Below are 23,251 nucleotides of genomic sequence, written 5' to 3' on the forward strand. Positions count from 1 at the left end.
GTGTTGTTCTTGTCCATAAACAGGATGTGAAATATGCATTGTCAGTTAGAAGAACAATAGACTTTTAAACTGATTTATACGTAGAATTCTAACTTGATATTTTACCGGAAAAATTGTAAATATACAATCCATCCGGTCGGAATTACTTGTATTTTGTCAATGGTCTAACGACACTATATTGAAATGTCATATTATCCCGTCTTCTTTCACCTTATCTATTAGAACAGGTTTTTGATGCCATCAAACAGATCAACGAAGAAATCTTTCACTGCACGGAAGAAGAGACGGAACCAACCGCCTTTTTCGGCTTCTTCTGCGGTGATGAGGTTCACTGTCTTCTCTTGTGGCTCAATTCCTTCAGCTTTGTACGTATAAGTAACCGTCCCAACCTTGGTTCCGGCCTTAATTGGAGCAACCAGCTTATCAGCTTCAGTTACATTCGCTTTAAATGTCACGTCCAGGTTTTGAGTACCTTTAGGTACAACGAAACTTACTGCATTATCCGTCACAACAGGTACTGTTGTTTCCTTCCCTTTTTTCAAAGGTACAGCTTCCCAGCCTGTGACTTTAGTTTTAGCAGCAACCGCCTGTTTCACTTCAAAATTGTTGAATCCGAAGTCCAGTACTTTCTTCGTTTCTCTGAAACGCGCTGGCTCCGAATCGGTCCCCATAACAACACTGATCAGACGCATGCCATTGCGTTCAGCAGTGCCTGTAAAGTTATTGCCTGCGTTCGTGGTATGTCCCGTTTTCATCCCGTCCAGACCTTCATAGGCATAGCTTTTGAAGTTGGTTATATTTTTATTCGCTTCCAGCATCCAGTTATAGTTAATAATTGGATCTTTATCATTCGGTCGGAACTTGTAGGATTGAATCGTTGTGAAATCTGTGTAGTCCGGGTGATCCATAATGATATATCTGCACAAAATGGCTGCATCTCGTGCCGACATAACGATTTCTTTGTCCTCAGCTGGACGGAAATCTGCAGGCATATCTGCCCGATCCAAACCTGTCGAGTTGATGAAATAGCTATCTTTCATTCCCATACGCTTCGCTTCATCATTCATCATTTTGACAAAAGCTTGTTCGGAACCAGCGATGTGCTCAGCCAAGGCCACTGTAGCATCATTGGCTGATCCTACAGCCATGGCGATATATAGTTCCTTAATAGTATGCTGATCACCTTCTGCGAGAAAAATGCGTGAGCCAGTACTTTCTGCAGCGTTCTTTTTGATTGTAACAACATCATCCCAACTAAACTTTCCCTGTTTAACCTGTTCAGCCACAATGTACTCGGTCATCATTTTAGTCATACTAGCAGGCGGCATAGCTTTATCCGCATTCACATTGAGTAGAATCTGGCCCGTTGAAGCCTCCATCAGTATGGCTGATTTAACATCGAGTCCCAGTGAGTCTGCCGAAGGAATGTCCACAGCTTTTTCTGTCTTCGTTGTTGTAGCTGCCGCGGTCAACACCTGCCCTGAATCGTTTGCAGCAGCCATAACAGGCATTACCGCAGACATGCAGAGCATATTAATCAGCATAACCGAGGCTACGCTTTTTTTGAGCATTTGACGTTTTTTCTTATTCATTTGTTTGGCTTTCAATGATGAATACTCCCTTCGGTCCGAAGCTTTCTATTGTGTGCTTCAGTACAGCTTGAGCTGCAATATTTTCTTAGTCCCTAACAAGTGAAGATGATGTGTGAGGTGTGTCGTATATGCGCTGTATCGAAAGAGCAATGTCATTGCTCCTAAAGTTCGAATCGATTGTCACTTAGTTAGCATTAAATGAAATGCTTATGTAAAAGGACGTCCGCGCTTCTTTTTTCGCTGGGCTACCTTCAACCTTTTTCAATCACTCAAAATTCATTGTCAGAAGCAGTTTCATAGACTCACGTCAAAAAACCGCCGCAATGCCCTAATCCATTAAAGGATCATTACCGCTTGTTCTATTCTATCACAGGGGTATCCGCAAAAAAAGACAGGCCCGGCGAAAATCGCCAAGCCTGTCCTGGAAATGATTAACACAATTCAGATTACAACGAGTAGTTAGGGGCTTCTTTCGTAATCTGTACATCATGCGGATGGCTTTCACGAAGCCCCGCACCTGTAATACGTATAAACTGAGTGTTGTTACGAAGCTGTTCCAAACTGCTTGTACCACAGTATCCCATACCTGAGCGTAGACCACCAATCAACTGATGAATCGTATCAGACAATGGACCTTTGTAAGCAACACGTCCCTCAATTCCTTCCGGAACCAGTTTCTTGTCATCATCCTGGAAGTAACGATCTTTACTTCCTTGTTTCATCGCAGCCATTGAACCCATGCCGCGGTAAACTTTGTAGCTACGTCCTTGGAAGATTTCCGTTTCTCCCGGGCTTTCTGCCGTACCTGCAAACAAGCTTCCCAGCATAACTGCATGAGCACCTGCAGCAAGAGCCTTAGTAATCTCACCAGAGTACTTGATACCACCATCAGCAATGATTGGTACGCCATATTCACGTGCTACATTTGCACAATCGTATACTGCTGTAACTTGAGGAACGCCAATACCAGCAATTACACGAGTTGTACAGATGGAACCTGGACCAATTCCCACTTTGACAACCGACGCCCCAGCTTCGATCAATTCACGGGTTGCATCGCCTGTAGCAACGTTACCTGCAACAATGGTCAGGTTCGGGAAACGTTCGCGCAGCTGACGAACCGCATCAATGATGTTAATGTGATGTCCATGTGCCGAGTCTACCGTAATCAGGTCCACACCGGCTTGAACCAATGCATCAGCACGTTCAAAGGTATCTTTGGAAATCCCGATCGCTGCTCCAACCAGCAAACGTCCTTGTGCATCTTTAGCTGCGTTAGGGAATTGAATTGCTTTTTCGATATCTTTAATAGTAATGAGACCTTTCAGTGTGTTGGACTCATCTACTAATGGAAGTTTCTCGATTTTATGCTTCTGGAGAATGCCTTCTGCTTCTTGCAGTGTAGTACCTACAGGCGCAGTAACCAAATTCTCACGAGTCATGACTTCGCTGATTTTAATGGAGAAGTCGTGGATGAAACGCAAGTCACGGTTTGTCAGGATACCAACAAGCTTTTGATCTCCTTCAACAATCGGTACACCGGAAATGCGATATTTTGCCATAACCGATTCTGCATCAGAAACCAGATGTTCCGCTGTCAATGAGAACGGGTTGGTAATAACACCACTCTCCGAGCGCTTAACCCGATCCACTTCCTCCGCTTGCTGCTCAACAGACATATTTTTATGGATGATACCAATACCGCCTTCACGGGCAATGGCAATAGCCAATGTCGCTTCCGTAACAGTATCCATACCAGCACTAATCAAAGGAATATTCAGTTTAACGCTGTCACTCAAACGAACAGATACGTCCACTTCTTTAGGCAGTGTCTCGGATTTCCGGGGCACCAGCAGTACATCGTCGAAGGTGAAACCTTCCTTACCAAATTTATCTTCCCACACGCGGGCGTTCCTCCTTATGTTTGCTCAGCTTTACGGTCCAAAACCCGAAGATCTCAGGCTGTATTTCATGCCGAAAATACGTTTTCTGAAAAATTTATTATTGCCATCTTAGCAAAGCGTTATTTAGACTGTCAAGGGAAACTCCCTGGTTATATTAGGTGTATTGCCTGATGCATACAACTGTATTTGTCATACGGACAGGTTCATTTTATATATATGAAACGCCACTCATAACGAGTGGCGTTTATCTATGTTAAGTGATTTAGTGTACTATTTCTAAACTAATAGTTAATGCTAATTTTTGCTTATAAACAAATAAAAACCACCACCGAATAACATCGGCAGTGGTTCTTTGCTTGGCGGCGTCCTACTCTCCCAGGACCCTGCGGTCCAAGTACCATCGGCGCTAGAGGGCTTAACGGTCGTGTTCGGGATGGGTACGTGTGGAACCCCTCCGCCATCGCCACCAAACGCATAGCTTAGCTTACATTCAGAGATCATTCTCTGAAAACTAGATCCGAAACGAAATGTGCGATTTATAACTTGCATATTTGGATAAGCCCTCGACCGATTAGTACTGGTCAGCTCCATGCATTGCTGCACTTCCACCCCCAGCCTATCTACCTCGTCGTCTTCAAGGGGTCTTACATACTGGGAAATCTCATCTTGAGGGGGGCTTCACGCTTAGATGCTTTCAGCGCTTATCCCTTCCGTACATAGCTACCCAGCGGTGCTCCTGGCGGAACAACTGGTACACCAGCGGTACGTCCATCCCGGTCCTCTCGTACTAAGGACAGCTCCTCTCAAATTTCCTACGCCCACGACAGATAGGGACCGAACTGTCTCACGACGTTCTGAACCCAGCTCGCGTACCGCTTTAATGGGCGAACAGCCCAACCCTTGGGACCTACTTCAGCCCCAGGATGCGATGAGCCGACATCGAGGTGCCAAACCTCCCCGTCGATGTGGACTCTTGGGGGAGATAAGCCTGTTATCCCCAGGGTAGCTTTTATCCGTTGAGCGATGGCCCTTCCATGCGGTACCACCGGATCACTAAGCCCGACTTTCGTCCCTGCTCGACTTGTAGGTCTCGCAGTCAAGCTCCCTTATGCCTTTGCACTCTTCGAATGATTTCCAACCATTCTGAGGGAACCTTTGGGCGCCTCCGTTACTCTTTAGGAGGCGACCGCCCCAGTCAAACTGCCCACCTGACACTGTCCCCGCACCGGATTACGGTACCAGGTTAGAACCTAGATACGATCAGGGTGGTATCCCAACGGTGCCTCCACGCAAGCTGGCGCTCACGTTTCAAAGGCTCCCACCTATCCTGTACAGATCGTACCCAAATTCAATATCAAGCTGCAGTAAAGCTCCATGGGGTCTTTCCGTCTTGTCGCGGGTAACCTGCATCTTCACAGGTATTAAAATTTCACCGGATCTCTCGTTGAGACAGCGCCCAAGTCGTTACGCCATTCGTGCGGGTCAGAATTTACCTGACAAGGAATTTCGCTACCTTAGGACCGTTATAGTTACGGCCGCCGTTTACTGGGGCTTCGGTTCACAGCTTCGGATTGCTCCTAACCGCTCCCCTTAACCTTCCAGCACCGGGCAGGCGTCAGCCCGTATACTTCGCCTTACGGCTTCGCACAGACCTGTGTTTTTGCTAAACAGTCGCTTGGGCCTTTTCACTGCGGCCCCCTCGTGCTATTCACACTACCGGGGCACCCCTTCTCCCGAAGTTACGGGGTCATTTTGCCGAGTTCCTTAACGAGAGTTCTTCCGCGCGCCTTAGAATTCTCTTCTCGCCTACCTGTGTCGGTTTACGGTACGGGCACCATCACCTGGCTAGAGGCTTTTCTTGGCAGTGTGAGATCATGACCTTCGCTACTATAATTTTCGCTCCCCATCACAGCCCAGCCTTAATGATGTGCGGATTTGCCTACACATCAGCCTCACTGCTTAGACGGACATCCATCAGTCCGCGTCACTACCCTGCTGCGTCCCCCCATTGCTCATAACGGCTTACGGTGGTACAGGAATTTCGACCTGTTGTCCTTCGACTACGCCTTTCGGCCTCGCCTTAGGTCCCGACTTACCCTGAGCGGACGAGCCTTCCTCAGGAACCCTTAGGCTTTCGGCGGATCAGATTCTCACTGATCTTTTCGTTACTCATACCGGCATTCTCACTTGTATAATGTCCAGCGCTCCTTACGGTACACCTTCAACCCTTATACAACGCTCCCCTACCCCTGATGCAAGCATCAAGCCATAGCTTCGGTGGTGTGTTTAGCCCCGTTACATTTTCGGCGCAGAGTCACTCGACCAGTGAGCTATTACGCACTCTTTCAATGGTGGCTGCTTCTAAGCCAACATCCTGGTTGTCTGTGCAACTCCACATCCTTTCCCACTTAACACACACTTGGGGACCTTAGCTGATGGTCTGGGCTGTTTCCCTTTTGACAATGGATCTTAGCACTCACTGTCTGACTCCCGGAAGTAAGTCTATGGCATTCGGAGTTTGACTGAGCTTGGTAACCCTTGCGGGCCCCGCACCCAATCAGTGCTCTACCTCCACGACTCTGTTTTCCGAGGCTAGCCCTAAAGCTATTTCGGGGAGAACCAGCTATCTCCGAGTTCGATTGGAATTTCTCCGCTACCCCCACCTCATCCCCGCATTTTTCAACATGCGTGGGTTCGGGCCTCCAGTGCGTGTTACCGCACCTTCACCCTGGACAGGGGTAGATCACCCGGTTTCGGGTCTACGTCCACGTACTAAGTCGCCCTATTCAGACTCGCTTTCGCTGCGGCTCCGGCTCTTCACCTTAACCTTGCACGGGAACGTAACTCGCCGGTTCATTCTACAAAAGGCACGCCATCACCCCTAAAACGGGCTCTGACTTTTTGTAAGCACACGGTTTCAGGTTCTATTTCACTCCCCTTCCGGGGTGCTTTTCACCTTTCCCTCACGGTACTGCTTCACTATCGGTCGCTAGGAAGTATTTAGCCTTGGCAGATGGTCCTGCCGGATTCATACGGGGTTTCACGTGCCCCGCACTACTCGGGATACATCTCGGAGGGAACAGACTTTCAAGTACAGGGCTTTTACCTTCTTTGGCGGGCCTTTCCAGACCTCTTCGCTTAACCGGTTCCTTTGTAACTCCGTGTGAGATGTCCCACAACCCCAAAGAGCAAGCTCTCTGGTTTGGGCTTCTCCGCGTTCGCTCGCCGCTACTGACGGAATCACTATTGTTTTCTCTTCCTCAAGGTACTTAGATGTTTCAGTTCCCTTGGTATGCCTCTACATAACCTATGTATTCAGTTATGAGTAACTGGAAATTACCCCAGCTGGGTTTCCCCATTCGGACACCCCCGGATCAAAGCTTGCTTACAGCTCCCCGAGGCAGTTTCGTTGTTCGCCACGTCCTTCATCGGCTCCTAGCGCCTAGGCATCCTCCGTGTGCTCTTAGTAGCTTAACCATATCGCTCGTGTTCGAGCTGTCTCTTCCCTTGTTTTGCTTACGCAAAGCCAAAAGTCGTTCCATTTCGATCACTCGCTCATGCAATCTACCTTATAAACACTTCACTTGTTTACACAAGATCAGCTTAAAAAGGAATGTTCTAATTCGCAAAATTTCGTTTCGATATCTAGTTTTCAAAGAACAAGCTCCATGCAAAAGCAAGCTGTTTGAGAGTTTGAGCTCTCAAAACTGAGCAACGAGTGAGTAAGTTTTGCAGCTAAGCTGCGTATTTGAATGTTTCCACTCGGGAAACGATTCTCCATAGAAAGGAGGTGATCCAGCCGCACCTTCCGATACGGCTACCTTGTTACGACTTCACCCCAATCATCTATCCCACCTTCGGCGGCTGGCTCCTTGCGGTTACCCCACCGACTTCGGGTGTTATAAACTCTCGTGGTGTGACGGGCGGTGTGTACAAGACCCGGGAACGTATTCACCGCGGCATGCTGATCCGCGATTACTAGCAATTCCGACTTCATGCAGGCGAGTTGCAGCCTGCAATCCGAACTGAGACCGGCTTTGTTGGGATTGGCTCCATCTCGCGATTTCGCAGCCCGTTGTACCGGCCATTGTAGTACGTGTGTAGCCCAGGTCATAAGGGGCATGATGATTTGACGTCATCCCCACCTTCCTCCGGTTTGTCACCGGCAGTCTATCTAGAGTGCCCACCCGAAGTGCTGGCAACTAAATATAAGGGTTGCGCTCGTTGCGGGACTTAACCCAACATCTCACGACACGAGCTGACGACAACCATGCACCACCTGTCTCCTCTGTCCCGAAGGAAAGATACATCTCTGTACCGATCAGAGGGATGTCAAGACCTGGTAAGGTTCTTCGCGTTGCTTCGAATTAAACCACATACTCCACTGCTTGTGCGGGTCCCCGTCAATTCCTTTGAGTTTCAGTCTTGCGACCGTACTCCCCAGGCGGAGTGCTTAATGTGTTAACTTCGGCACCAAGGGTATCGAAACCCCTAACACCTAGCACTCATCGTTTACGGCGTGGACTACCAGGGTATCTAATCCTGTTTGCTCCCCACGCTTTCGCGCCTCAGCGTCAGTTACAGCCCAGAGAGTCGCCTTCGCCACTGGTGTTCCTCCACATATCTACGCATTTCACCGCTACACGTGGAATTCCACTCTCCTCTTCTGCACTCAAGTCACCCAGTTTCCAGTGCGATCCGGGGTTGAGCCCCGGGATTAAACACCAGACTTAAATGACCGCCTGCGCGCGCTTTACGCCCAATAATTCCGGACAACGCTTGCCCCCTACGTATTACCGCGGCTGCTGGCACGTAGTTAGCCGGGGCTTTCTTCTCAGGTACCGTCACCTTGAGAGCAGTTACTCTCCCAAGCGTTCTTCCCTGGCAACAGAGCTTTACGATCCGAAAACCTTCATCACTCACGCGGCATTGCTCCGTCAGGCTTTCGCCCATTGCGGAAGATTCCCTACTGCTGCCTCCCGTAGGAGTCTGGGCCGTGTCTCAGTCCCAGTGTGGCCGATCACCCTCTCAGGTCGGCTACGCATCGTCGCCTTGGTGAGCCGTTACCCCACCAACTAGCTAATGCGCCGCAGGCCCATCCCCAAGTGACAGATTGCTCCGTCTTTCCAGTTCTCTTCAGGAGAAGAAAACAACTATTCGGTATTAGCTACCGTTTCCGGTAGTTATCCCAAACTTGAGGGCAGGTTGCCTACGTGTTACTCACCCGTCCGCCGCTAACCATCCGAGAAGCAAGCTTCTCTTCAAGTCCGCTCGACTTGCATGTATTAGGCATGCCGCCAGCGTTCGTCCTGAGCCAGGATCAAACTCTCCAATAAAGTATTGAAAAGAGCGATAAGCTCATTTTGAAACTGACGAGATTAAAAATCTCATTTATGCTCCAGCCGATCCAAGCCAAGGCTTGTCTCGAACTTTCGCGTTCATTCTGCAAGCAGAATGTTTACTCACTCGTTGTTCAGTTTTCAAAGATCAAACTTGTTTCATTGCCGTGTGTTGTTCACCTCAGCAACTTTTATATCTTATCACATCCGAACCGACTTTGCAAGCTCTTTTTTTAAGTTTCTTTCGAAGCTTAGTTGTTTCGCTTGCCGCACCGTGTTTCTCGTGTTTTCTTGGCCGGATTTAGAATATACCATGTACAGATTCGGAACGCAAGCTTTATTTTCAATAAATTATATTTAGTCTCTCGTATAGCTATTCACTTAATGCCGGAGTTATTTAAGATCCCATTAACCCTTATTAAACATTCTCTTCCCAGAACATGCGGATCACCTTTCCTCCACGGATAATCCGCATGTTCCTTCCGCCCTATCCAATTAGATGTTACTTCACTTTCTCTAAAGGCATCTTTCGCGGCCATAAGCTATAACTGAAGCTGATTATAAAATCGATCCCCAATATAATCCCCCATACTCTTATGAGATTAGAGAATGCTGTAGTACGCTCCGTATCCCCAATCCACCAGATCATCGCGAGCAAGAACAAGCTACCTATGCCCCAAGCCAATAGATGTCTAAGCCATCCCACTCTTTCACGACTAGCATGCTCACTGCCATACACCTTGCTGCTCCGAGGACTACCCCCTCCCTTAAACCAGTAAAGGAAATAACGATCAGCCCAAGCGATCATCTGATGACCATAAGCAATACTCACACCTATATATATAGCTGCAATCCCATGAACCACACTTGCCGAAGCACCCCGTTGAAGATCCATCACCGTCGCTACCATAAGAAGAACATCTACAATGGGCGTTGCCATTAACAGCGCGATCCCTGTCCGTTTCATCCCAAGCAGATAACGCACACTCAGACCTGCGGCGACAAATACCCAGAAGGCAATCTCACATCCAATAATAAAGTAGGCAATCAAATGATTCACTCCTTTTATAATACGAATGTATTAAATATAATTTAACACGTTTGTATTATAATAATCAACAATGATATAATCTTTTTATGCCTAAAATAGTTGATCACGATAAACAACGTCTGCTCGTAGCCGAAGCGGCTTGGCGTGTCATCCGAAGAGATGGCATGGAACAGGCCTCCGTTCGAAATATTGCGGTAGAAGCTGGAATATCGGCCGGGTCTATGCGCCACTACTTTTCAACCCAATCAGAACTACTCCTATACGCAATGAATCTGGTATCCGAACGGGTATCGAATCGAATCACACAGATTTCCTTTGATGCATCTCCTTTGGAGAATATGAAGCTTCTGTTGTTAGAACTCTTGCCAAGTACGGATGAAAAAATGGCCGAAATGGAGGTGTGGTACGCTTTTACAGCCAAGTCCAAGAGTGACCCTGTTCTCAAAGAGCATGCCGACAAAGTCTATAATGAACTCAGACACGCGATGGCAAAAGTTATCACCTACCTCATGGAACTCAATCTCTGCCGAACAGACATCGACAAGGAACTGGAAATTGAAAGGCTGTACGCACTGGTCGACGGTTTGGGTATTCATGCGATTCTTCGTCCTGACCAGATGAACACCAAGATTATGGAGAACATCCTTACCACACATCTTGCAACGTTATGCCGGGATGCAGAATAACATTCGATCACATAATTAAATACAGCTCAATCCTTCGTACCAGCAAGAAACAAGTAATTGCTTCTATGAAACAAAAAAACCGTCAGGCATTAGTTGTAACTAACCTATTCCATGATAGGGTTAGTCCTAGATGCGTGACGGTCTTTCTTTTTATCCAATAATAATCCGGCCCTCCGGATGGCGATACAGCTTCTTCTCTTTGCGCGGACGAAGCGCGTATGCAATGGTTAGTGGTCCAATACGTCCTATAAACATCGTGAAGGCGATAATCACTTTTCCCCATACCGTTAATTCATGCGTTACTCCCACCGACAGACCTACTGTCCCAATTGCCGAGGCCGCTTCAAACATAAGTGAAAGGAACGGTGCATCCTCTGTGGTAAGTAGTAGCATTACTACAACCATGAATATGATCAAGGAAACCATAATAATCGTCAATGCTCTCATCAGCAAATCTTTCGGAACACGCTGACGGAAAAATACAATATCTTTATTGCCACGAATCATGGCATACACCGCTCCAATCATGATCAGGAACGTTGTCGTCTTGATCCCACCCCCGGTTGATCCCGGAGATGCCCCAATGAACATCAACAGAATGAAGAAGAACTGAGTGGCCTGCCTCATCTCGGTAATATCAATGGTGCTCGTACCCGACGAACGTGTAGAGACCGATTGGAAGAACGAGGCGTATATCTTTTCACTCCAACTTAGAGACGCCAGTGTGTGTCCATTGGTGAACTCAAATACAAACAGTACAATTGCACCGATACCAATCAGTGCACCTGATACGGACAATACCAGCTTGGACTGCAATGATAAGCGACGACGCTTGCGGAACTCAAACAAATCATTCAGCACCACAAAGCCGAGTCCACCCGATACAACCAGCACAGAAGCTGTCAGGTTAAACAACCAGTCCCCTGTATAATACTGAAAACTGTTGCCAAACAGATCGAAACCACCATTATTAAATAATGAAACCGAGTGAAAAGCACCATAGTATACCGCCTGCCAAAAGGGCATCTCCGTTGCCCAGCGTAGTGCCAATATAACAGCAGCCACCCCTTCAATGGTAAACGAAAAAATGAGCACTTTGCGGATAATACGTACAATGCCTTCCATACTGTCAGCGTTGATAGCCTCTTTCAGCAGAAGCCTGTCCTTTAGCGAGATACGCTTACCCAATACTAATGCAAACAACGTTGCGATGGTCATGAAGCCAAGTCCACCTAGCTGCATAAGCACCATAATCACGATTTGACCAAACAGGTTGAAAGTCGTCCCTACATCCACAACGACCAGCCCGGTTACACATGCAGCAGAGGTAGAAGTAAAAAGCGCATCAATAAACGCCAAATGCTCGCCGCTTTGATTGGAGATAGGTAACATGAGCAGAATCGTACCGATCATGATAATAAGCATAAAACCACCAACCAGAATCAATGGGGGTGATAGGAATTTAGCAATGTGAAGCCTAAACTTCATGGAGGGCACCTCTTTTAACATAATACAAGCAGGTAGGCGAACAAATTCTGTCACCACACTTTAGTCACACATGTTGTTTCGACGAATCTGTTACTTTCAATGCCTATGTAAACCTAAAGAGGAACTTGCCACCAGTATCATACTGAACGGCAGGTTCCTCTTCTATTATGAACGAGTTAAACGTTCCTTATTTAATCCTGTGTACGAGGACGCATATGCGGGAAGAGCAGTACGTCACGAATAGACGGCGAGTTGGTCAACAACATGATCAGACGGTCGATACCGATCCCCAGTCCACCTGTTGGTGGCATACCATATTCGAGCGCACGGATGAAATCATCATCCATTTCGTGTGCTTCGTCGTTCCCGTGTTCTTTCTCCAGCAATTGTGCCTCAAAGCGCTGACGTTGATCGATTGGATCATTCAGCTCCGTAAATGCATTTGCATGCTCACGTCCAACGATAAACAGCTCGAAGCGGTCCGTGAAACGTGGATCTGCATCGCTCTTCTTCGCCAGCGGAGAAATCTCAACCGGGTGCCCCATAATAAAGGTTGGTTGAATCAACGTCTCTTCTACAAAATGTTCGAAGAATGCATTCAGAATATGACCAAATGTCATATGCTTTTCAACCGGAACTTTATGTTCTTTCGCCAAACGATGAGCTTCCTCGTTCGTCATGTGCACGGAGAAGTCCACGCCTACAACTTCCTTAACCGCGTCTACCATCGTTACACGGCGCCATTGTGGTGTAAGATCCACTTGATAGTCTGCATATTGGATAACTTGCGTACCAAGCACTTCCTGTGCGATGTGAGCAACAAGATTCTCAGTCAAACGCATAATATCCTGATAATCGGCATATGCCTCATAAAGTTCAATCATTGTGAACTCAGGGTTATGACGTGTCGACATCCCTTCATTACGGTATACACGGCCGATCTCATATACCTTCTCCAGACCGCCTACAATCAGACGTTTCAAGTGAAGCTCAATCGCAATCCGCATGTACAATTCCATATCAAGCGCATTATGATGCGTGATGAATGGACGCGCAGCGGCACCGCCAGCGATGGTGTGCAGCGTCGGAGTTTCGACTTCCAGATAGCCCAGAGAATCCAGGTAACGGCGCATCGACTGAATGATTTTGGAACGAGTAATGAAGGTCTGCTGCACTTCACGATTCATAATCAGGTCAACATAGCGCTGGCGGTAACGCAGCTCAACATCCGCGAGTCCATGATATTTATCCGGAAGTGGGTAAAGTGACTTGGACAATACTTCGAGATTTTGAACTTTAACCGAAGTTTCACCTGTCTTGGTTTTGAAGATTACCCCAGAGACACCTACAATATCCCCTAAATCGAGCAGGCTGAACGCGGCGTATTTGTCTTCCGGTACAGTATCCTGACGAACATAGATCTGGATTCTGCCGCTCAGGTCCTGAATATGTGCAAAGCTCGCTTTACCCATTCCCCGCTTCGCCATAATCCGTCCGGCAATACTGACTTCGATGTGCTTCTCTTCCAACTCTTCCTTGGTCAGTTCTTCATACTTCTTCAGAATGGAGCCGGCTTCTTCCGTACGTACGTATTTTTGGCCAAAAGGGTCGATCCCCAATTTGCGGAGCTCGTCCAATTTGTCGCGGCGAATTTGTAAAAGCTCACTTAGTTCGGTTTCGGTTTCCTGATTCAAGACTTCATCCGTCATGATCTATATTCATCTCCTTATTTACATTGCAGGCATCTTCAGAGGTATTCTGCCTCATATGTTGAAAAAAGCTTCCCTAAGGAAGCTTTTGTCTCCGTACCCGACTGCTTCATTGCTTATATTACTTTTTGATGTCTACAATTTTATATTGAATTACGCCAGCAGGCACACTTACATCAACAACCGTACCTTTTTTCTTGCCCAGAATGGCTTTGCCAACAGGGCTTTCGTTCGATATTTTGTTTTGCAGCGGATTGGACTCCGCAGAACCTACAATCGTATATTCCGTGATATCACCGAATTCCAGATCTTCTACAGTGACTGTTGCACCCACGCTTACAGCTTCGGTATCGATCTCGTCGCTGTTGATAATCCGTGCGTTCCGAAGCAATTTCTCCAACGTAATAACGCGGCCTTCAATGAAAGCCTGTTCGTTCTTCGCGTCTTCGTATTCGGAGTTTTCACTAATATCTCCATACCCGATGGCTACCTTAATCCGTTCAGCCACTTCGCGGCGCTTCACTGATTTCAGCATTTCCAGTTCTTCTTCAAGCTTCTTAAGACCCTCTGGTGTAAGGATAACTTCCTTATCGCTCATCTCAACCGATTCTCCTGTCATGGGAATAATTTGATTGCACGGCAACGGAACCAGTGCTGTTTACAGAGCTCCGCCCGCATACATCTTCAAAACTATATGAAGTTCTCCGGAGAAACAGAACGTTCCTCCTGATGCACTAGCCTTATGACGCACATGGCGAATTTATACTGTGAAATTATAGGGTAACGGTCTCGAAAAGTCAATGTTACGCCCCCTATAGCTGTAAACGTTTTACAGCAGCAGATCAGGAAGCATTTTCGGCTACTGCTGGTTCTGACTCCAGATTGCCTTCCATATGCAGCTGGCCTACAAAGTTCTCCAGTATGTGCACCATCTCATCACGTTTGGTTTCTTCCATAATAACGTCTTTGATACGGGCAGATCCTTTCAGACCTTTCAGATACCAAGCCAGGTGTTTACGCATCTCGCGAACAGCAACAGCCTCACCCTTCAGTGCTATCAGACGGTCCATATGCAAAATGGCAACCCGAATCTTCTCTTCCCCATTCGGGTCAGGAAGCAGTTCGCCGGAACTCAAGTATTGAATGGTCCGATACAACATCCATGGGTTACCCAGGGCGGCACGACCGATCATAACTCCGTCACAACCCGTTTCATCCAACATGCGACGGGCATCTTCCGGTGAAGATACATCTCCGTTCCCGATAACCGGGATGGAGACAGCCTCTTTGACATTTTTGATGTGTGACCAGTCCGCTGTGCCTGTGTAGAGCTGCTCACGTGTACGGCCGTGAACACTTACCGCTTGTCCGCCAGCACGTTCAACCGCAAGTGCATTCTCAACTACGTAGATATGCTCGTTATCCCAGCCGATCCGCATCTTGACTGTTACGGGCTTATCTACCGCGTCCACAACAGCGGATACCATTTCATAAATTTTGTTTGGATCAAGCAACCAGCGTGCACCTGCATCACAGCTCGTCACTTTTGGCACAGGGCATCCCATGTTGATGTCGATGATGTCAGCATTGGTTTCTTTGTCCACAATTTTGGCTGCTTCTACGAGGGCTTGACGATCTCCCCCCCAGATTTGCAGGCTCAGCGGCTTCTCACGCTCATCTACAAATAACATCTCACGTGTACGCTTGTTACCATGCACGATGGCTTTGCCACTAACCATCTCCGCACATACGAGGCCTGTTCCGAATTCTTTTGCGATCAGACGAAAAGCCGGATTACACACGCCAGCCATCGGCGCAAGTACAACCTGGTTTTTCATTTCAATGTCACCAATTTTAAGCATGGTAGTCGTTCCACTCCTTTTTAAATCCGACTCTTGCATGAATCCTGGTTGTGTTTTAGTTTGTATAAAATAAACGAATAATGACGATATTTTCTTGTTAGTAAAAAGCGACCTTAGTTCCCCTGTAACTCCTCAATGCTGATCGACAGCACCCCGGCAATTAGATTCAGCTCCCGTTCAACTACTTTGCGGTTGCCTCGTTCAATCATACCCAGAATGGCCAGCGATATGCCCGTCTCAGCAGCGAGTTCCTGTTGTGTTAAACCTTTCAGCTTCCGGAAAGCCCGGATTCGATTGGCCAATTGCACGTTTTCCAAAGCTGTATTCCATCCTTTCCATCCAGTACAGACAACGATGATTGTACAAAGGTATACAAACCTGAATGCTCATCTTCGGTTACGATATCAGCCAGTGGCACCAATACAAACGCCCGTTCACCCATCCGTGGATGTGGTAATTGCAGCCGGTCGGTATCACTCGTCTCTCCATCCATCCAAAGCAGATCCAAATCGACTGTACGAGGGCCCCAACGGATATCACGAACCCGCCCAAGCCGTGTTTCAATATCCAGCAGTTCCGTGAGCAGCTGCTCCGGCAAAAGTGTAGTCTGTACCGCAGTTGCCATATTCAGAAACGCTGGCTGGTCCACATAACCTACCGGCTCCGTTTCATATAGCGCAGAACAGCGCAGGACAGATATATGAGGATGTGCATCCAGCAACGTTAACGCCTCAAGCAGCGTCTGTTCCCGGTCACCCAAATTAGCCCCTAAAGCAATATAAGCCTCTGAAGATTCAGAGGTCGAATGTGCAATCATGATCGGTTCTCACTTTCTTGTGCGGCGAAGCTCTACAGTTACGCCCCCAAAATGAATATCGAAAGGCGGATGCGGCTTCGTCACCTTGACTGTCAATGCATTGATAATAGTATAAGTGTCTAGTAAAGAAGATGCAATATGTTCGCCCAAAGCTTCAATTAACTGGAATGATTTATTCTCAACGATCTGTTTTACCAGTTCATGGATCTCCGCATAATTGATGGTTTTGGTCAAATCATCGTTACGCCCAGCTTCGCCCAAATCCATATCGATCTCCAGATCAATATAATAACGTGCCCCCAGCTTCCGCTCCTCGGCAAATACGCCGTGATATCCGTAATACTCCATTCGATGCATTACCATTCTATCCATAAGTTCCGCCTGCCCTCTATATATAATGAATTCATGGTTCGATGTTTGTTCCTATTGCAAAACGCTACGCTTCCACTGCACGGGTCACTGGACCCGCTAGTATCATTTCCTCCGCAAGCCTGGAGATACATACAACATAGCATCACACATATCCACTGTGCGCCGAATCGGCTTCACATCATGAACCCGGACCATCTGGCATCCTTGGGCTATGCCAAAAGCAACCGTAGCGGCTGTACCCTCCAGCGCATCATTCGCCTGTACCTGTAAGGTGTTCTGAATAAACCTTTTACGCGAGGTGGCAAGCAGAACGGGATACCCCATCTCATTGAGCAACCCAAGCGATGACATGAGCACCAGATTTTCATTCAGATCCTTCACAAAGCCAATGCCCGGGTCCAGAATAATCTGATCCGGATGTACTCCAGCCTCTAACGCAATCTGTATACTCTCCTCAAGATTACGGACTACATCAACCAAATAGTTGGTATAGTCTCGTTCTTGCCGGTTGTGCATTAGGATCAGAGGACATCCCAGTTCTGCTGCAGTGCGCGCCATCTCCGGGTCAGCCTTGGCACCCCACACATCATTAATGATGTGCGCTCCAGCCTGAATGGCCTGACGAGCAACATCGGCTTTATAGGTGTCTACCGATATCGGAATATGTGGAGCCTGCTGCCGCAGTGCTTCAATGACCGGAATGATCCGGCTGAGCTCTTCATCAGCGCCAACGATATCTGAACCCGGACGTGTGGATTCCCCGCCAATATCAATGAGATCCGCGCCGTCTTCCATCATCTGAATGGCGTGAGCCACCGCTCGCTCCACACTGGTATAACGTCCCCCATCCGAGAAGGAGTCCGGTGTGACATTCAGAATGCCCATAATAAGTGTACGTGTGCCAAGTTGTAGCTCTGCTGGCCCCCACGCATAATTCCGTTCATAAATGACTGGTGTAAGTGTCATGAAGTATACCCCGCTTTCTGCCGGTACATACCCAGAAGCGCTTCTGTAACCGGGCCTATATGTCCGCTGCTGATTACCGTTTCCGTTCCATCCTGATCCCGCAATGTAGTAACTGGAACGAGTTCAGCAACAGAGCCTGTCAAAAAGATCTCATCTGCCTGTAACAACTCCTCCCAAGGGAACAATCCTTCCTGGCAAGGTATTCCTTGGTGAACTGCAAGCTCCAGTACAACGGCTCTGGTGATTCCCGGCAAAATGCCAGTCGCAAGTGCTGGCGTATAGAGTACGCCCTGTCTCACCCAGAACACATTGCTGATAATTCCCTCAGCTACATACCCATCTCGGGTTAATTGCAGCCCTTCCGCACTTTGCACATGCTGCCCGTATCCGTTCAGTTCCCGTTTCGCCAGAATGCTATTCATGTAATGCAGCGATTTGAACCGCACTTCTCCTTCAGGCGTGTTACGGGGCGTCGACAGACGTTGAAGCATTTTACCATGTTCGTATAGAACTGGTGAGGGTTCAGGTAGCGCTTTTGCCAATACGATATGATTGGGTTTCACATAATCCCCCGAAGGTAGCCCCAGCGGGGCTTCGCCCGCAGATACCGTATATCGCACATAGGCATCCTGGAGTTCATTAGCAAGCAACAGACTTTTGATCCATTCCGTTACCCCCGCTGCTGTTGCTGTGAAAGGAATGCCCAGTTCACGACACCCCGCAGCCATCCGCTGCAAATGACGTTCCAGCAGAAAAGGAACTCCCTGATACGTTCGAAACGTCTCGAACAATCCGAGTCCGTACAAAAAGCCGTGATCCGTCACCGGAACCACGGCTGCCGCCATATTGACCAATTCTCCGTTTATCGCGGCATATTTCATCTCTATACCTTTACCTGCTGAGACAGGAAGTTACGCAGCATTTGATGACCGTGATCCGTAATGATGGATTCGGGATGGAACTGAACACCTTCAATCGCATATTCCTTGTGACGCAAGCCCATAATCTCGCCTTCCGCCGTCTCGGCCGTAATCTCCAGACAATCTGGCAGACTGCTGCGCTCCACGATCAAAGAGTGATAACGCGTTGCCGTAAAGGGAGATGGTAATCCGGTAAATACGGATGTTCCTTTATGGTGCATCTCCGATGTTTTGCCATGCATCATGCGGTCCGCACGAATAACATTGCCTCCGAAAGCCTGTCCAATCGCCTGATGTCCCAGACATACGCCGAAGATCGGAATACTACCCTTGAAGTGATCAATGACCGCCAGACTAATGCCGGCCTCATTTGGAGTACAAGGACCGGGTGAGATCAAAATATGATCAGGTGCCAATGCCTCGATGCCTGCCAGATCAATTTCATCGTTACGGCGAACTTCCACCGTCTCCCCCAGTTCACCCAGATATTGAACCAGGTTGTACGTGAAGGAATCATAATTGTCGATAACCAGTATCATATCTTTGTTCCTCCTGTTCTTCCGTCCACACAGGGGACGGCTGCTTGATTATTTTAATTTAACGGCTTCAGCTTCCTCGCTGTAATTCACAGCCCTCATCATGGCTCTTGCTTTGTTCCGGCACTCCTTATATTCCCGATATGGATCGGAGTCAATAACGATGCCTGCTCCTGCCTGTACATATCCCACTCCATCTTTAATGGAAAGTGTACGAATGATGATGTTCAATTCCATATTGCCACTGTAGTCCAGCCACCCAATCGAACCTGTATACGGTCCACGACGCACAGGCTCCAGTTCTTCAATGATTTCCATGGTGCGAACTTTGGGTGCACCCGTAATCGTTCCACCTGGGAACGTCGCTGCGATTACATCAAATACGGATAGTCCCTCGGCCAGCGTTCCCTCAACTTGAGACACCAGATGCATAACATGCGAATACTTCTCGATCGTCATCAGTTCAGGCACATGCACTGATCCATAAGCTGCAATTCGTCCGATATCATTCCGCTCCAGATCGACCAGCATAATATGCTCTGCCCGCTCCTTCTCACTGTTCAGCAGCTCAGCGGCCATCAACTCATCCTCAGCTTCATCCCGGCCTCTTCTCCTTGTTCCTGCGATCGGACGAGCACTCACTTTGCCATGATCCACTTTGACTAGCAATTCAGGCGAACCGCTCACCAGTTGGAAATCCGGACTACGCAGCAATCCCATGTAGGGAGAGGGATTTACTAGACGAAGCCATTCATAGATGTGCTCTGCACTGGACTTCAGACGTTTTTCCTGCCGCAAGGACAGATTCACTTGAAACACATCCCCCTGCCGGATATATTCCTGCACTGTGCGTACCGCCTGCTCAAAGTCCTCTTGAGGAAAGGAGGTGTGCCATCCTTCCGTTTCCCGCTCCGAATCCGGCGCAGTGAGATGAATGTGGCTATGGCGATGCTCCAATGCCTGCTGCTGCTCTTCCGCCTGGGCAAAGCCCAGAATATGCAGCCATCGCTGCTGCATGGCTGCTGCTCGCTCTTCTGCTTCTGCGTACAGCTTGCGAAGCTGAGCTTCATCCTGATCTGGCTGTACAGTCAGATGAACCATGCAGAACAGCGCCTGCTGTTCATGATCATACGCCCATATTTCTTCAAAACGCATCCACCAATAATCCGGAAGTGCCGGGTTGTCTTCTGCCAAGGTTGGCAGCTTTTCCAGGGATCTGGCTACGTCATAGCTTAGATAACCTGCACATCCACCACCAAAGTCTGGAGCCCCGCTCACCTTTGGTGCACTGTATGGTGCAGCCCACCTTTTTAATACTTCAAGTGGTTTACCACCGTCCGTTCGGGTACCGCCTTGAATAAGATCATGAATAACAGCTTCGTTGCCCTTGCCGGAGATAACGGATACCGGGTTTAATCCCAGAAAGGTATACCTTCCACCTTTACCATTCTCCAACACCATTGCATAGGGTGACGCCTGCTGCCAGGCTGCTTCCCACGTTAACGGTAAACCGCCATGATACGGTCCCTTATCCGACTTGATCATATATGGCATCATGGTCCAACCTTTTCCGGCCCACTCTGTCCAGTCGGCGTATGTTGTCATCAGGTGTGTCATTGCGGTTTGCCGCCCTCCATCTGTCGCTAGTTCTATTGTCTGATAGTATACTAAAGCGCCGCTGCTTTTAAAAGCATTCAGCAAAAAATCCTCCACACCCGGCATGCGGGCAAGGAGGATTTGTTTCATCACTAGTTAAGCTTAAGCTTCGAAGTTGTAAAGTGGCGTACTGAGGTAACGTTCGCCGTTACTTGGCACGATCACGACAACGCGTTTGCCTGCACCCAACTGTTTAGCCACTTGCAGACCTGCGCGGATGGCTGCACCGGAAGAAATACCGGATAGAATACCTTCTTCTTTCGCTACCTGACGAGCCGTCTCGAACGCATCATCATTCTCGATGTGAATGATCTCGTCATAGATTTCCTGATCAAGAATCTCAGGAATAAAGTTAGCACCGATCCCTTGAATTTTGTGAGGACCCGGTTTGCCACCTGCCAAGATTGGCGAAGCTGCTGGTTCAACGGCAACGATTTTAATCCCAGGGTAGGCTTCCTTCAACACTTCACCTGTACCTGTAATCGTTCCGCCTGTACCGATTCCTGCAACGAAAGCATCCAACGTACCGCCTACAGATTGAATGGCTTCAACAATCTCAGGTCCAGTCGTTTCACGGTGGATCTTCACGTTAGCTTTATTTTTAAATTGCTCAGCCATGAAATAAGATGGATTTTCCTTAAGCAATTCCTCAGCTTTTTTAACTGCACCATTCATACCTTCGGCTCCCGGTGTGAGCACAAGCTCAGCTCCATAGGCGCGAAGCAGGTTACGACGCTCCATACTCATCGTTTCCGGCATAACAATAACAGACTTATAGCCTTTGGCTGCAGCCACCATAGCCAGTCCAATTCCTGTGTTACCACTTGTTGCTTCGATGATGGTATCACCCGGTTTCAGCTTGCCTTCTTTTTCCGCTTCTTCCACGATGCTAATCGCGATACGGTCTTTGACGCTTGAACCTGGATTCTGGTATTCCAGTTTCACGAATACTTCAGCACTGCCTTCAGGTACGATACGGTTCAGACGAACAAGCGGAGTACCTCCGATAAGTTCTGTTACGTTATTAACTACTTTAGCCATATGAATGCCCTCCTTAGTGGGATGAATACTACTTAAGTCCTGTTGCCATATACATGTGTGGCCGAGCAGCCTCTAGATGTTATAGAAGAACTACGGAAATCCGCCTGAGTTCATTCCGTCTGCAATAAACCGGACAGAAACTGGGTTTCCGAAGATTTCTTTGTTCATATAAATGGTTTTATTCCGAGTAAATGAGTAGGTTTTTGATTATTTTTATCTTATCAACGTTACACCCTATTGTCAATATGAGTACTCAAAAAAATACTCCGCCCTGGGCCCTAAGGCCGTAGACAGAGTATTTTTATCAAGATGCAGTAGGACATTCGTTTGCAAGATAATCAGGATGCCGGAATTTCAGCGATGATGACAGCTTCATACTTGCTCCGCAGCCTTTCCTCCACCTGGGGCAGGGGATCAGCCTGGCTGAGAGCCAGCTGCATCCGAATTTCTTCGCGAACCTCTTCTGCAGGTTGCACCTGACGCTCTTGTTTGTCATTCATTTTAATGATGGCGTATCCTTCTTCCACCTTCACCGGCCCTGCAATATCGCCAACGTCCAGTTGAGCTGAAAGTTTGAGGATTGCTTCGGACTGAAACGGATCGTTCTGCTCAATCCATCCCAGACGTCCACCCGAATCACGGGAGTAACTGTCCGTCGATTCATTACGTGCGGTTTCTTCAAAGTCTGCTCCCTTGTCGAGCGCATCCAGGACTGATTCAGCCTGTTCCTCTTCCTTCAATACAATGATAGACAGATCGTATTTTTCTGGGGAAACATAGTCTTCATGGTGTTCGTTCCAGTAGTGCTCGATATCTGCATCCTTAATCTGAATACCGCTCGTTGCGATTTTCTCAAGCAGAAGTCGGTATCCTGCCTCTAACTCAAGGTCCTGCCTGGATAAACCCAGTTGGGACTGCATCTCGTCAAAATAAGCCTTCTCCGAATCATACCCATCCATGGCCGCGGCAAGTTCCTTCGCAATTTCTTTGGGAGTCACCGTCAGATTACGATCGAGCGCTTCCGCATATACGGCTTTACGATTGAGCATCTGGAGCAGCAATTCACTGCCATAGCGCCGTTTCAATGCCTCGGTCCATTCCTTGTTGGTGATGACCTCCCCATTGATCGTTGCTACCGCACTTCCCTCTTCTTGATTGGTATCCTGAGGCGAATCTGCTCCTTCACGTCCATTTCGTAAGCCTTGCACAACCATAACCGAACCCATCACCAGCATTCCAAGCGTCAAGACAATTACAGCCGTCCATAACCCTTTTTCCTGTCTTGTCATTCCGCGTCCCGTCCCCGCATAAA

At 48.0% G+C, this 23,251-nt stretch carries 17 protein-coding genes and 3 rRNA genes; 1 reads left to right on the top strand and 19 read right to left on the bottom strand.

Annotation, left to right across the window (positions count from 1 at the left end; genetic code table 11):
• Positions 1–218: 218 nt before the first annotated feature.
• The 6 genes from gpAD87_RS23980 to gpAD87_RS24005 all read right to left on the bottom strand — a co-directional run bounded on the left by gpAD87_RS23980 (position 219) and on the right by gpAD87_RS24005 (position 9,895).
• Positions 219–1,607 (bottom strand): D-alanyl-D-alanine carboxypeptidase family protein, encoded by a 1,389-nt coding sequence (locus tag gpAD87_RS23980; RefSeq protein ID WP_064641375.1) that lies wholly within the window; start codon positions 1,605–1,607, stop codon positions 219–221.
• A gap of 431 nt (positions 1,608–2,038) precedes the next feature.
• Entirely contained in the window at positions 2,039–3,496 is a 1,458-nt protein-coding gene (gene guaB, locus gpAD87_RS23985; RefSeq protein WP_024628817.1) for an IMP dehydrogenase, read from the bottom strand.
• A gap of 354 nt (positions 3,497–3,850) precedes the next feature.
• Positions 3,851–3,967, bottom strand: a 5S ribosomal RNA gene (gene rrf / locus gpAD87_RS23990).
• Positions 3,968–4,047: 80 nt separating this feature from the next.
• A 23S ribosomal RNA gene (locus gpAD87_RS23995) occupies positions 4,048–6,973 on the bottom strand.
• Positions 6,974–7,279: 306 nt separating this feature from the next.
• Positions 7,280–8,832, bottom strand: a 16S ribosomal RNA gene (locus gpAD87_RS24000).
• The 16S, 23S and 5S rRNA genes sit together here, the layout of an rRNA operon.
• A gap of 505 nt (positions 8,833–9,337) precedes the next feature.
• Positions 9,338–9,895 carry a hypothetical protein gene (locus tag gpAD87_RS24005; protein WP_331710922.1) on the bottom strand — a complete coding sequence of 186 codons (558 nt, stop codon included), beginning with the start codon at positions 9,893–9,895 and terminating at the stop codon, positions 9,338–9,340.
• Positions 9,896–9,972: 77 nt separating this feature from the next.
• Here gpAD87_RS24005 and gpAD87_RS24010 point away from each other — a divergent pair, with 77 nt between their 5' ends.
• Positions 9,973–10,572, top strand: coding sequence for a TetR/AcrR family transcriptional regulator (locus tag gpAD87_RS24010; protein ID WP_064641379.1), 600 nt, complete (start codon positions 9,973–9,975; stop codon positions 10,570–10,572).
• 150 nt (positions 10,573–10,722) lie between these two features.
• Here gpAD87_RS24010 and gpAD87_RS24015 read toward each other — a convergent pair whose 3' ends face one another.
• The 13 genes from gpAD87_RS24015 to gpAD87_RS24075 all read right to left on the bottom strand — a co-directional run bounded on the left by gpAD87_RS24015 (position 10,723) and on the right by gpAD87_RS24075 (position 23,228).
• Entirely contained in the window at positions 10,723–12,060 is a 1,338-nt protein-coding gene (locus tag gpAD87_RS24015) for a TrkH family potassium uptake protein (protein ID WP_063568394.1), read from the bottom strand.
• Between the two features lie 191 nt (positions 12,061–12,251).
• Entirely contained in the window at positions 12,252–13,769 is a 1,518-nt protein-coding gene (gene lysS / locus gpAD87_RS24020) for a lysine--tRNA ligase (protein ID WP_064641381.1), read from the bottom strand.
• Between the two features lie 121 nt (positions 13,770–13,890).
• Complete coding sequence (greA, locus tag gpAD87_RS24025; RefSeq protein ID WP_053778901.1) at positions 13,891–14,367, bottom strand: transcription elongation factor GreA; 477 nt, start codon at positions 14,365–14,367, stop codon at positions 13,891–13,893.
• Between the two features lie 244 nt (positions 14,368–14,611).
• Positions 14,612–15,631, bottom strand: a complete 1,020-nt coding sequence (gene dusB / locus gpAD87_RS24030; protein WP_063568396.1) for a tRNA dihydrouridine synthase DusB — start codon at positions 15,629–15,631, stop codon at positions 14,612–14,614.
• A gap of 113 nt (positions 15,632–15,744) precedes the next feature.
• Positions 15,745–15,948 (bottom strand): helix-turn-helix domain-containing protein, encoded by a 204-nt coding sequence (locus gpAD87_RS24035; RefSeq protein ID WP_063568397.1) that lies wholly within the window; start codon positions 15,946–15,948, stop codon positions 15,745–15,747.
• Positions 15,900–16,448, bottom strand: coding sequence for a 2-amino-4-hydroxy-6-hydroxymethyldihydropteridine diphosphokinase (folK, locus tag gpAD87_RS24040; protein ID WP_064641383.1), 549 nt, complete (start codon positions 16,446–16,448; stop codon positions 15,900–15,902). The genes gpAD87_RS24035 and folK overlap by 49 nt, the downstream gene beginning before the upstream one ends.
• A gap of 9 nt (positions 16,449–16,457) precedes the next feature.
• On the bottom strand, positions 16,458–16,820 hold the full coding sequence (gene folB, locus gpAD87_RS24045; RefSeq protein WP_053778905.1) for a dihydroneopterin aldolase: 363 nt from the start codon (positions 16,818–16,820) through the stop codon (positions 16,458–16,460).
• Positions 16,821–16,922: 102 nt separating this feature from the next.
• Entirely contained in the window at positions 16,923–17,786 is an 864-nt protein-coding gene (gene folP, locus gpAD87_RS24050; protein ID WP_064641385.1) for a dihydropteroate synthase, read from the bottom strand.
• A complete protein-coding gene (locus tag gpAD87_RS24055; protein ID WP_064641387.1) occupies positions 17,783–18,667 on the bottom strand; it encodes an aminotransferase class IV in 885 nt (294 codons plus the stop codon). The genes folP and gpAD87_RS24055 overlap by 4 nt, the downstream gene beginning before the upstream one ends.
• A gap of 2 nt (positions 18,668–18,669) precedes the next feature.
• Positions 18,670–19,245: an aminodeoxychorismate/anthranilate synthase component II gene (pabA, locus tag gpAD87_RS24060; RefSeq protein ID WP_064641389.1), complete on the bottom strand. Its 576-nt coding sequence runs from the start codon at positions 19,243–19,245 to the stop codon at positions 18,670–18,672.
• A gap of 48 nt (positions 19,246–19,293) precedes the next feature.
• Positions 19,294–20,859: an anthranilate synthase component I family protein gene (locus gpAD87_RS24065; protein WP_064641974.1), complete on the bottom strand. Its 1,566-nt coding sequence runs from the start codon at positions 20,857–20,859 to the stop codon at positions 19,294–19,296.
• 141 nt (positions 20,860–21,000) lie between these two features.
• Complete coding sequence (cysK, locus tag gpAD87_RS24070; protein ID WP_064641391.1) at positions 21,001–21,939, bottom strand: cysteine synthase A; 939 nt, start codon at positions 21,937–21,939, stop codon at positions 21,001–21,003.
• A gap of 338 nt (positions 21,940–22,277) precedes the next feature.
• A complete protein-coding gene (locus gpAD87_RS24075; RefSeq protein WP_064641393.1) occupies positions 22,278–23,228 on the bottom strand; it encodes a peptidyl-prolyl cis-trans isomerase in 951 nt (316 codons plus the stop codon).
• Positions 23,229–23,251: the final 23 nt, after the last annotated feature.

Source organism: Paenibacillus sp. AD87, assembly GCF_001659845.1.
Classification (GTDB): domain Bacteria; phylum Bacillota; class Bacilli; order Paenibacillales; family Paenibacillaceae; genus Paenibacillus; species Paenibacillus marchantiae.